Origin of the sequence: Pectinatus sottacetonis (assembly GCF_015732155.1) — a bacterium.
Lineage (GTDB): Bacteria > Bacillota > Negativicutes > Selenomonadales > Selenomonadaceae > Pectinatus > Pectinatus sottacetonis.
Genome location: NZ_WIQK01000001.1, coordinates 543,741 through 556,172, shown reverse-complemented (window position 1 = coordinate 556,172; position 12,432 = coordinate 543,741). Strand labels below are relative to the sequence as shown.

The window sequence follows — 12,432 nt, the reverse complement described above, 5'->3', positions numbered from 1 at the left end:
ATGAACTAACCCCTACGATAATATGCAGAAATCAGGTAATCATATGGCTCCATTGCCTTGTTAACATCTTTACGTTTCATATCTTAGCATATCTGCGTACTTTTGTCTAGTAGTTTATAATATATTTTACAGGTATTTATTAAAAATTCATAAGAATATAAGAAAAAAAGTAAAATATATTAATTTTTACGAAAAAAAATCCTATTTTAGATAAATTTATTATATAATAGCATTATTTTGCAGAACAAATCAGTAATCGCAGAATATTATCCATAGTTATTTGTAAATTTTTAGCAGTTAATGGGGCACTTTGCGAAAAAGGCAAAGGATTTTGGTTTATACTAAAAATAGCGGTAATACCTCTATTGTACATCTCACTTATATCACCTTCAACTGCGCCGACCACGGCAATTACTGGTACAGAAAATTGCCTGGCGTGCTGGCATATTCCGTCTAATACTTTTCCTTGTAGTGATTGGTGGTCAAGTTTTCCTTCACCGGAAAAAATGAAATCAGTATCGCGACAAATTTTATCAAAATTTACACAATCAAGAATTGTATTTATACCACTGGATAGTGAACCATTTAAAAATGCGGCAACACCGGCTCCCATACCGCCGGCAGCTCCACCGCCTTTTAAATCAGCTATGTCCATACCCAAGGACGCTTTTATAACGCTTGATAGATGCATAAGTCCTTTATCGAGTAATTCTACAGTTGCGTCATCAGCACCCTTTTGCGGGGCGAAGATAAAAGCTGCACCATTTTTTCCATATAATTTGTTATCAATATCGCACATAGCATAAAATTTAATATTAGAATAATTGCTTTTTATGGAAGATAAATTTATGGTGGCAATATCCTTTAACGTATTACCGACTGGAAGAAAAGCATTGCCAGCAATATCTTTAAAAATACCGCCTAAAGCCGCGGCCATACCACAGCCTCCATCATTAGTACAGCTGCCTCCTAGTCCCAGAATAATTTTTTTACAGCCGCAGTCAACAGCTTTTTTTATTAATTGACCTACGCCAAAAGTGCTGGCATATTCGACATGCAGATTATCTTTTACTAAGGGCAGTCCTGCTGCTGCTGCCATTTCAATAACAGCTGTTTTGTCAGGCAGAATACCAAAAAATGAAGTGATCCTTTTCTGATAAGGACCATTTACTTCTGTTATTATTTTTTGACCTCCCAGTGCGGCTATAAAAGCGTCTGTTGTCCCTTCACCACCGTCAGCTATAGGGATAGTCACTATGTTGGCACAAGGAAAATAAGCAGTAATTTTTTTACTCATAATGGCACATATTTCATAGGAAGAAAGTGTTCCTTTAAATGAATCAGGAATTACTATGAATTTTTTTCTGCCCGGCATAATAAATCTCCTTGTTATTGATAAAATGTGTTTGCAATAATTCTGCTCATGCTAAAAACAATTATCATAAAAAATGAAATAAAACATAATAAAATACTCAATACGCCATAGAATTTCGATAAAAATATTTAATTTAAATATTATATCATAGTTAAATTTTAGTAAAGTGTTTATAAGCTTAGTTACTACTTATGTAAATATAGTAACTGATATAATATTATGTTTGCTAATATTATATTAGCACTTTTTACTTGTTGGTTTTTTCTTGCGAGAAGGACGATTATTAGAAATAATAAGCTCATCAATAGTACAATTCAATATTTTAGCAAGCATAGGCAGCTTATCAGCTCGAGGTAGACAAATCCCTGCCTCCCATTGAACTACAGCACCTTGTGTCACATTCATTCGTTTGGCTAAATTTGCCTGAGTAATTTTTAGCTTTTCTCGATATTTTTTTATGTTCATAATAAACCTCTCCTAAACAATAAGATACATAAATTAGCTAAACTAATATTATATATCATAATATAATAGGATATCTAATATGTCAATAACTTAATAGAAAAATATTGATAAAATTGCTATGATATTTTTAATACATATTAGTTAGCCTATTATTAGGGGGCACAATTTTGAATAGACTAAAAGAATTACGTAGGAAAAAAGGTTTATACCAAAAAGACTTAGCAAAAATATTAAACATATCACAAGGTGCCTTATCCGGTTATGAAACTGAGAGATACCAACCAGATCCACAAATGCTGAAAAAATTGGCAAATTATTTTGAAGTAACAATAGATTATTTATTGGGTCGTTGTGATGATGTTGCCATGAATTTTTCCAAGACTAAGGAGTTGACTAAAATTATTGCAGAAGATGAGTATACGATACATGGGAGGGTGATACCATTTCAGGAACGGCAAAGACTTATAAAGATTATCGAAGCCGTATATTGGCAGCCAAAATGTGAATATAAAAACTGAAAATTTTGATGATTTTTAGCAGTACAGATGTTTTTATGAGAATTTATGTTATAAAATCTCCCACAGTTTATTTCTGTGGGAGATTTGTTTAGATATATTACTAAAATAATATAATATATTATGCATAAATAATTACTCTTTTTTTAGTTGATTTACCAATATTTCTACTTTACTTTTTATTAAATCACGTGTTTTACGGAATTCAACATCAGATTTGCCCGATGGGTCTTCAATTCCCCAGTCTTCGCGGTGTTGACAAGGAATATAAGGACAGTTTACGTTACAGCCCATTGTTATCAAAATGTCTATAGGAGGCAGGGTATTGAGTAGTTTTGGTTTTTGTAGGATTTCCATATCTATGCCTAATTCTTTCATTATTTTTACAGCTGCAGGATTTATATTATCTCTTTTTTCTGTACCCGCAGAATAGGCTCGGCAAACTCCTAAACCTATGATTCTGGTGAAAGCCTCTGCTATTTGAGAACGACATGAGTTATGAATACAAACAAATGCAATATTTTTCAAATTATTTCTCCCTTGATTTGAAATGTATTGTAGTTATAAGAAATATTTAATATATTAAAAAATAAATTAATGTAAATAAAATATAACATATGATTGTATATATATGCAATCATATGTTATATTTTAAATTATATAGATTATTTTTACAAGGCTTTTATTTTTATTAGTAGCTGTAAAAATATTATTATTTTTTCATTTTTTTTAATAATATTTTTTCCTGTTTATTTATACGATATGATTCAATAATTTTTTGCAGAGCCTTATTATAAGTAAATTTGTCCAGATTGTTATTATGTAGAAAAGGCATAGTCTGGACAGGCAGTTTTATATAACATTCTGAAATTGTCCAGGCTGTGGCCATTTTTACATAATATCCATTATGGTTAATATTATTTAGTATAGTAAAAATTTTGTCAACGTAGGTAGTTTTTATATAATATGTTTTTAGCATAACGAGCGCAAATCTTACTTTAAATTCAGAATCGCTGGAAAAATAAGGCTGGAGGAATTGCCATGTTTCCTCTAGGTGATTTTTAGTAAATTTTAAGCTAGTGCAGAAACTGTCACATGTAGACCAATTGTTTATTTTAGGAATAAAGCTTTTTATATAAAAAATCTTTTCTGCAAATGAACAGTCAGCATAACCGATAACAAGGCCTTGTAATAAAATTTCCTCAAAAGAATCATTACAAGCTGATCTTAAATATTTTCTAAAATCATTTTTTTTAATAATATTCCTGGCTGTTTTACGAAGCAACGGAATACGTATGCCTAAAATATTATCATTAATGTTAGGCAGTAATTTAGAAATAAAATTTTTGTAATCAGGATCAATTTTTTCATATAAAAGCTGCTTTATTTTTATTCGCATTATAATACCTTATTATTTTATTTGAAGCAATTTTTTAATTGATTGTTAGCAGTTTTTTGATTGAAACTATGATAATGCTGAGTGTTTCCCCATTTTACAGTATCATTATGTTCAGGGTGATTGGGATCGCTCCATGCAGTAAGAAACTCATCATAACAAGCTGTTCCACCAACATCTTCTGGTGGACATGCACCAATTCCAGAAATAATTGTGGGATAAGAATATTGATAGTCAGTTAATATTTCTCTGAGAAATATTCTATGAACCCAGTTGTCCCCAAAATCATAAATATAATTAAGAAATTTATATTTTTCCATGTAATTTTCTATTTTTAGGTCCTGGGGCCGTTTTATAGTAGTTTTTAATAATTCATAGATTAGTTTGTTATTATTGTCAGCAGGGGAAATTTTAGTATATTTTTTCCTGGCTGTTTTAAAATTACTAAAGCTTTCTTCATCATTGGTTATCCGTAGTTTTTCATCAGGTAAATTAAATTCGTATAAATGGCTGTTATACCATCCCATTGAAGTTTGGATAGTATTATGAAGTAATTTAAAATTAATATCTGCAGGAATTATTACTTCGCGCCAGATATCATGGTGAAAATCGAGCAATTTAATTCGTACTTGGTAAGCTTTCATTAGCATTCACACCTCAGATTAAAATCATTTTAGTCTATTAATATAAATTGCCGTAGAATAATGGATAATAAATACTAGAAAAAATATTTGTGCAATGGTTGTATAGCTTATCTTATTAGATAAACTAAGAGAATATTATTCTCGAGTAATATATACACTATTATTTTACCATATAATATGAATTTTTTGTATTAATAACATAAAAAAATATGAAAAGCTTAAAATAAATTATTTTCCTATTTGGGATAGAATAAATTTTACTCAATACTGTTAGCAGTTACTGAAAAAATTATAATCACTACAGTGTGTCTTTTTTACATAATACATAGCCTTATCAGCCATTTTTATGAGTTCTTCCATATTTTTACTGTCATGGGGATAAAAAGAAATACCTAAGCTGGCACCCACAGATATATATTTTTTTTGCAGGCAAAAAGGGCGTGTTAGATTTGTAATAATTTTTTTTGCTAATTCTGCGGCATCGCTCTTAGCAGTTAAATTAGCTGCTACTATTAAAAATTCATCACCGCCTATGCGTGAAGCCATATCATTTGCAGACAAGCATTGTTTTATTTTATCTGCGGAGTGGCGCAGAACAAGCTCACCAATGGCATGACCATAGGTATCATTAATTTTTTTAAACCCATTTAAATCAATAAATATGGCAGCAATTAGTAATCCCTTAGTGCAATTTGTTTTTTGTATTGATTTTTGCAAATGGTTAGTAATCAGGCGTACATTAGGAAGATTTGTCAAGGGATCGTGCGTAGCCAGGTGAAAGATTTTTTTCTCCATCTGTTTACGGCTTGTTATATCACGTGTTATACCGACTAATTCGATCAATTTATTTTCTTTATTGTAGATGCCATTTATTGTTATCTCGGCCCAGCCTTTTGAGCCATCTTTACGTATTCCTTGCAGTTCGCTCCGATATGTGTTTATAGGAAGATTGGATTTTACGCAGTTATGCACATCTAGTAAATAGGATTTTATTTGGGAAAAAGAGTCGGGAGTAAACATTTTTTCCAGAGGAAGTTTGAGATATTCATCAGGAGTATAGCCAGTACATTTATTAATAGATGGGCTAATATAAGTTAGCTTATTATTTTCTATATTTAAAGTCCATATAATGTCAGAAATGTTATCGGCAAGCAAACGATGTCTTCTTTCACTTATACGTAGTTTTTTTTCTGAATATTTCATTTTTGTAATATCTATTAAAGATGTCAGAAGCATATCTTCGAGAACTACTGTAGTGACTAATATATATTTTATTTGGCCGTTTTTGCACTTTATTTTGAATTCTGCTGGCTCAGTGGATATACCGCGCTGATGTTTAGCCGTTTTTACTAATTCATTCCATGCATATAAATTATTTTTAGCGTCATAAAGACTATTGGTTGAAGTAAATAAATGAGCTAAAACATTGATATCTTTGAGTACATAGCCAAACATTTTAGTAAAATAATCATTTACATATATGAGTCTATAATTGGGAGCAAAAATTCCTAGTCCGATAGCTGTAGGAATGTTATCAAGAACCCGGCGTAAAAACGATTTACTTGTAAGATATTGCTGATTCCAAAATTTTTCTTCTATTACGAGGCTATTTTCAATAAGATCGCGCATTTTTTCCATAAGCTGAATAAAATCAGGCGAAAATTGGTTTTCTTTATCGTCAAGCAGGCAGATTGTACCGAAAGGAGCACCATTAGCTGATCTTATAGGAAGACCTAGGTAAGATATCATGTTTAGTTCTATGTCGGGATTATTTTTCCATAGTTCTGATTTTGTAGCGTTGGGAACTAAAAGCATTTTCTGATTTTTTATTACATTTTCACAATATAAACCAGAATCCGGACAATAATTTTTATTGCCGACAGTATAAGGATTGCTCTTGTTTTCACTGCGCAAAAATACTTCGAGATAATCATCACTGTTTAAATGCATAATAAGAGCTGCTTTTACTTTTGTTATATGGACAACAAGATTTAAAATTTTCTGCCATTCCTTAATTGTATCATACGGAATAATTAGATTTTTTTCTTTCATAGAGAATCACTTCCATATTATGTTTATTTAGCTGAATAAGATTATAATAACATAAAATAAAGAAAATCCTATAAAAATATATTATATATTATTAAATATTAACAGAAAAAAGAAAAAACATCATATTAAAATTTACGGATGAAGTTCCATAAACACATCATAATTTCATATGGAATAAATTTGGCAGCAAAATGGTGCAGGGTGCATATAATTCCAGGAGTGGATACTGCTTTGTTATTTATCATATCTTTTAACGCTTTTTTGGCAATAGTTTTTTTGTGTGAGGCAAAGTAAAAATTTTTTATATAACTGCTATTGGGAGTTTTAACAGCAGTTTTTATGAAATTGGTATCTTTTATCCAATAGGGACATACTGCTGTTACAGAAATATTACAACTATGGAGCTCGTTGTTCAGAGCACGGCTGTAATGGTAGAGAAAAGTTTTACTGGCAGCATATATATTTATATATGGCAGAGGCTGAAAGGCAGCAGTGGAACAAACTTCCATTATATGACTGTTTGGCGGCATATAAGGAATGACTATTTGGGTAAGTAGTACTGAGCTGCGGCAATTTAAGTCAATCATAGCCGCACAGGCAGTTAAAGATATATTGTTATATCGTCCTATTTTAGCGAATCCTGCGGCGTTGATAAAAAACTTTATGGCAGGATTTTCCGTTTGAATAATATTTTGAAGGATATGAAGTGATACATCTTTAGTAAGGTCGTAAGCAAGAACTCTCACAGATGTTTTCATGGATGACTGCATTTTTTTCATAGTTTCTTCTGACCGTGCTATAAGCCAGATTTCATCCAGTGTTTCCTTTTTATCAAGCAGATAGGCAAGTTCTTGTCCTAAACCGCTTGAAGCACCGGTAATTATTGCGATTTTCATAAAAAAAGCCTCTTTTATTTAAAAAAAATTATATATATTTATATCACTTCAAGAAAAAAAACAAAAATCCTATCAAATTATAATTTGTATTATTGTGATCAAAATATAACTGTTTTTGTTGCTATATTCAAGATGAATAAAAAATTTTATAAATTGTGTTTCAGTATGGTAAATATATAAATTGCCCCCCATAAATCGACTAATTAAAGTCCGACTCATGGGGGGCAGTTTAATAGGAATTTGTATATTTTTATCAGCCTTCAGTAAGATTAATTTCTTTTATTAAATTTTTACGTGAGAGCCGGGCATTAAGAAACGCCTTTGTAGTCGGAGTATATAAATTCATATGTGACTTTTGGTCAATAAATACAGCAGCGGAATCTATTACATAATCAAATACATGGCCGCCTTTTTGTTGATTAGCATCAATGAAATGGAAATGATAACCAGCAACTGCTATACCCTGAGCATAGGGGGGAGTCCAGAATCCGACAATAGTTCCCTTAGTATTTTCAAATTCAATTGACTGCTGTTCAGCTACTGCTTGTGTCATAGGAACATAATGTTCCTGATAACTTACAGTGCGGGTGCTTATCTTTTTAAAAGTTCCTTCGATGCGAAACGCATAATATAGATTTTCGCTGGGAACAAGATCTTTTAAAAGTGTTTCAAATGATTCCTTTCCCATAGGCTGGTCAATGTTATACTTTGTCTGCGGGTTAAAATAAGTTACGGTACAAAAGGGTGTACTGTCTTTTTCTGTCAAAGGAATTGCCGAACCGCCGCGCAGACGATAAAATTTACCATCAAAAGCAAGTAATTCACCATCAAGATGATCAAATGTACCTATACCGAAATCACCATGTTGCTTTATTTGATTATATGTTAACACCCCGTCATAGACGCCGTCTAATAATGCACTCATTGTTGAAACCTGATAAATTTCTCCATAATTTTTGGAGCAGGACTTTTCATTCATTTATAGCACCTCTTTCAAAATTGTTTAAACATAGTAGTAAAAACTAATTTAACTGATTTGGTAGCATCTTCTGACCAAGTTCAATATTATCACTGTAGTCAATAGGAATATCTACTACTACGGGGCCGTCCTTATAAGCGAGGGCTTCTGAGATAATATATTTTAACTTATCAGGTGAATCAACGCGCAGTCCCTTGGCACCAAAAGCTTCAGCATACTTAACAATGTCTATAGCACCAAAATCTACGCCGGAAGTACGGTTATATTTCATCATCTGTTGAAAAGCTACCATATTATATGAGCCATCTCTCCAAACAAAATGGACGATTGGCAGTTTTAAGCGTACAGCTGTTTCTAGTTCCATAGCAGAGAATAAGAAACCACCGTCACCAGAAATGGAAATTGTTTTAGCACGATTATTTACCAAGCTGGCTGCCATAGCCCAGGGAAGAGCAACTCCTAGTGTCTGCATGCCATTGCTGAATAAAAGTGTTTTTGGTTCATAAGTGCGGAAATGACGTGCCATCCAAATATAATGTGAACCCACATCACAGGTGACAGTGGTGTTATCAGTAATCATTCTGCGTAGTGTATGGATAAATTCTAATGGATGTACCAGATTGTCATGGCGTAATTTTATTAAAGTGTCATTGCTGGACAGCTGTTTTCGCATATCATCCAAAAATATAATATTTTCTGGACTGGCAGATAAATTGTCCAAACGCTTTTCCAATTCATTTATAGTTGATTCTATATTGCCGATTAATTCAATATCAGGCTGATAGCAGTTATCTATATCAGGAGAGCTTTCATCAAGATGGATTATGGTACGGTTGCTGTCCTGATTCCAGAATTTAGGATCATATTCTACTGGGTCATAGCCTATAGTAAGTAGTACATCGGCTTTTTCCAGTACATGGTCACCTGGCTGGTTACGGAATAAACCGACGCGTCCGAGAAAGTTTTTTTCTAAATCACGTGAAATTAGTCCGGATGCCTGAAATGTTTCGACAACAGGAATACTGCATTTTCGCAGTAAAGTTCTTACTGCGTTTACTACAGAAAACCTGCTGGCACGAATACCAGCCAGAATTACAGGCATTTTAGCATGTTTCAAAGAATCGACAGCTTTTTCAATGGAACTGATTGAAGCAGTCCCTAATTCAGTGTTTGACAGCGGATTAAGAGGTTTTACTGATACCGTATCGGATAATACATCCTGGGGAAAGCTTACGACAGCGGCACCTTGCTTAGAAGATTGTGCTGACCGGAAAGCATTTGTCATAACTTCAGGAATAGTATTAGCATCAATAACTTCGGCACTAAACTTAGTTATGGGTCTAAAAACGGCTACATTATCTAAAGCTTGATGCGTTTTTTTTAATTTATCATCGCGGCTTACATTGCCAACAATAGCAACAATTGGATCATTTTCAACATTTGCAGTAGCAATCCCCGTGGCTAAATTAGTTGCCCCGGGACCTGATGTTACAAGACAAACACCCGGTTTACAAGTTAGACGGCCAACCATAGCAGCCATAAATGCAGCATTTTGTTCATGACGGCACACAATAAGCTCAGGTCCATGATCTTGCAGAACATCAAAGACTTTATCAATTTTTGCTCCGGGGATGCCAAATATATATTTTACGCCTTGTTTTTCTAAACTGTCTACGACAAGTTCAGCTCCAGTCAAAATGTTTATTTTATTTGCTTTTTTCTTTTGTAATTCTAAAGTTAACGGTTTCATAAAATCTCCCTCTTTTGCAATCGCCTGTTATTTATATAGTAAAATTTCTATAAATGATACAATTAAAAGAAACTATTTTTAATAAATCAATAATATCCATGAAATTGTCTATAAAGTGATAATGAAGGATCAAAAACAAGTCAGGTACTGGATAGATATATTATAAATGTAATATGAATTGATTTATAAAAAAACAAATATATCACTTATGGTGAAATATCTTGGTGTTGCGGACTAAGAATAAATTTCTCCGGCCAGAGAAAACTTAAAAAACAGCTTAAATTTAGAAAAGTAACTATAAATATTATTAATTGATTTTTACCTTTTCTATAAATATAATATAACATGTAGAAAATGATTGTTCAATTAACATTTTTCGATTATTATGATAGATATAAACTATTATAGTGATATACTTATATACAAAGAAGTATTAATATATTATTAGATTACACAGGAGTAAGATAAATGGAAATAAGGCACTTACAATATTTTGTTGCAGTTTGCAAATATCTGCATTTTACTAAAGCAGCAGAAAGTCTTAATATAGCACAGCCTACCCTGAGTCAGCAGATACACGTATTGGAACAGGAAATAGGCGCGCAGCTTTTTGACCGGGTAGGAAAAAAAGTTTTGCTTACACCGGCAGGCGAAATATTGTTCCGCCATAGTATGCGCATTTTTGATACCGTTGAACAGGCCCTTGCAGAAATAAGCCAGCTCAATGGTCTGGAACGCGGTCAGATAAAAGTTGCCTGCTTAGGTACTTATCTGGCGATGGAAACAGTGATAGCTTTTCATAAACAATATCCCAAAATTCATATAGAACTGGAGCAATTATCTACAGAACAGATTCGTTATAAATTACTCCAGAACGAATTGGATTTTGGTGTGGTTTTTTTGCCATTAGCTGATCGGGAATTGGAAAGTATTCCTTTATATCAGGAAAAAATGGTAGCGATGGTGGCAAAAAATCATCCTTTTGCCAAGGAAAAAAGCATAGATTTTGAACGATTGGGAGATACTTCCTTGATATTAATGTCGGAAAATTTTATTATACGGCAGATTTTTGATCAAATATGCCAAAAAAAAGGTTGTACTTTTACACCCATTCTGGAATTAAGTCAAATGGATGACTTGCGGGAAATGGTTGAACAAAACATAGGAATCAGTGTATTGCCACATCTGTATATACAAAGCATGTGCAGCCGGCGCAGTATTAAAGCAGTTCCTTTCAAAAATACCAGCATCGAGCGAACTATTGGAATTGTCTATAAAAAAGGCCGCCATATGTCGGCGGCATCATTGGAACTTATTGAAAAACTACGTAATTTTTTTACTAAACATCAATAGTAAAATGGTTTTGTTGATAAAAAATTTGTTGTACGCAATATATATAATATGCAGTGGCTGCGGGATGTATATCATACGGTCAAGATAATTCTATTTAAGTTCTCTGCTTACCTGAGCATAAACCAGCAGGGTAAATACGATGGTTCCTCCAATTATATTACCTATTCCTGTAGGAATGAGGAACCGGAAAAAATAATCATATAAATTGGCACCACCATGCAATACTTCATAGGCTAATTCACATGAGCCGACTACAACATGAGCAAATCCGCCGAGAGAAATAAAATAAGTGAAAAATAAAATTAGGAAAAAGCTAAAGCTTTGGGACATAGGCATCATCCAAACAATAGCAGCAATTAGAATACCAGCAGGTATCCCCTGGACTATATTTTGCATTGGAGCCATATGAACAACATGCAGGGCAATAGAATGAAGCGATGCCGTAAGTTCCGGTGATATGAAAGCAGGACTGGATAAAAATAAGGCAGCGAGTAATGTTCCTAAGAGGTTTGACAAGAATACTAATCCCCATAGCCTAAGTATTTGCACAATTTTTCTGCCAGAAAAATCCTTGAAAAGAGGAATAACTGTTGTGATAGTATTTTCTGTAAAAAGCTGCATGCGGCCTAGGATAACAATAATAAAACCTGCTGTATAGCCAATACTGGTTATTAAGTTACTCCATGGAGCATGGGGAAGATACATAGTTAAAACAGCTTTGAACAAAAAAGAAAAAGAAATTACGATACCAGCAGCAAAACCGGAATAGACTAATGATTTTGTTGGTCTTGCCAGTTCTTCATCGCCATCGCGGCGGATAATTTCAAATAATAAATGTGGGGATAAACGTTCATGTTCTTCAAGCACAACTTGTTCCTGACATGAAAGCTGCATTTGTATATGGGGATTTTCCTGTCCCTTGATTTTTATAATATTTTTAGCCATATTTACAGCAGAACATCTCTGTCGGATGTTAGCTGTTCTCACCTCGCTTATAGATAAATTGT

At 33.0% G+C, this 12,432-nt stretch carries 12 protein-coding genes; 2 read left to right on the top strand and 10 right to left on the bottom strand.

Annotation, left to right across the window (positions count from 1 at the left end; genetic code table 11):
• Positions 1–232: 232 nt before the first annotated feature.
• Complete coding sequence (locus I6760_RS02580; RefSeq protein WP_196592958.1) at positions 233–1,375, bottom strand: glycerate kinase family protein; 1,143 nt, start codon at positions 1,373–1,375, stop codon at positions 233–235.
• Between the two features lie 237 nt (positions 1,376–1,612).
• Positions 1,613–1,840, bottom strand: coding sequence for a helix-turn-helix transcriptional regulator (locus tag I6760_RS02575; RefSeq protein ID WP_196592957.1), 228 nt, complete (start codon positions 1,838–1,840; stop codon positions 1,613–1,615).
• 167 nt (positions 1,841–2,007) lie between these two features.
• Here I6760_RS02575 and I6760_RS02570 point away from each other — a divergent pair, with 167 nt between their 5' ends.
• On the top strand, positions 2,008–2,358 hold the full coding sequence (locus I6760_RS02570) for a helix-turn-helix domain-containing protein (RefSeq protein WP_196592956.1): 351 nt from the start codon (positions 2,008–2,010) through the stop codon (positions 2,356–2,358).
• Positions 2,359–2,490: 132 nt separating this feature from the next.
• On the opposite strand, the gene I6760_RS02565 is transcribed toward I6760_RS02570, so the two are convergent.
• From I6760_RS02565 to alsS, 7 genes are all read right to left on the bottom strand, one after another.
• Positions 2,491–2,883, bottom strand: coding sequence for an arsenate reductase ArsC (locus I6760_RS02565; protein ID WP_196592955.1), 393 nt, complete (start codon positions 2,881–2,883; stop codon positions 2,491–2,493).
• A gap of 184 nt (positions 2,884–3,067) precedes the next feature.
• On the bottom strand, positions 3,068–3,754 hold the full coding sequence (locus I6760_RS02560) for a DNA alkylation repair protein (protein WP_196592954.1): 687 nt from the start codon (positions 3,752–3,754) through the stop codon (positions 3,068–3,070).
• Positions 3,755–3,771: 17 nt separating this feature from the next.
• Positions 3,772–4,395 carry a plasmid pRiA4b ORF-3 family protein gene (locus tag I6760_RS02555; RefSeq protein ID WP_196592953.1) on the bottom strand — a complete coding sequence of 208 codons (624 nt, stop codon included), beginning with the start codon at positions 4,393–4,395 and terminating at the stop codon, positions 3,772–3,774.
• Between the two features lie 270 nt (positions 4,396–4,665).
• Positions 4,666–6,447 carry a sensor domain-containing diguanylate cyclase gene (locus I6760_RS02550; protein WP_196592952.1) on the bottom strand — a complete coding sequence of 594 codons (1,782 nt, stop codon included), beginning with the start codon at positions 6,445–6,447 and terminating at the stop codon, positions 4,666–4,668.
• A gap of 125 nt (positions 6,448–6,572) precedes the next feature.
• Entirely contained in the window at positions 6,573–7,343 is a 771-nt protein-coding gene (locus I6760_RS02545; protein WP_196592951.1) for an SDR family NAD(P)-dependent oxidoreductase, read from the bottom strand.
• Between the two features lie 253 nt (positions 7,344–7,596).
• Positions 7,597–8,322, bottom strand: coding sequence for an acetolactate decarboxylase (gene budA, locus I6760_RS02540; protein ID WP_196592950.1), 726 nt, complete (start codon positions 8,320–8,322; stop codon positions 7,597–7,599).
• Positions 8,323–8,365: 43 nt separating this feature from the next.
• The gene (alsS, locus tag I6760_RS02535) at positions 8,366–10,072 is read right to left on the bottom strand and encodes an acetolactate synthase AlsS (RefSeq protein WP_196592949.1); all 1,707 of its coding nucleotides are present in this window, start codon (positions 10,070–10,072) and stop codon (positions 8,366–8,368) included.
• Between the two features lie 468 nt (positions 10,073–10,540).
• On the opposite strand from alsS, the gene I6760_RS02530 reads away from it, so the two are divergent.
• Complete coding sequence (locus I6760_RS02530) at positions 10,541–11,425, top strand: LysR family transcriptional regulator (RefSeq protein ID WP_196592948.1); 885 nt, start codon at positions 10,541–10,543, stop codon at positions 11,423–11,425.
• 90 nt (positions 11,426–11,515) lie between these two features.
• Here the strand turns inward: I6760_RS02530 and I6760_RS02525 are convergent, their stop codons facing one another.
• Positions 11,516–12,370 (bottom strand): formate/nitrite transporter family protein, encoded by an 855-nt coding sequence (locus I6760_RS02525; RefSeq protein WP_196592947.1) that lies wholly within the window; start codon positions 12,368–12,370, stop codon positions 11,516–11,518.
• Between the last annotated feature and the right edge of the window lie 62 nt (positions 12,371–12,432).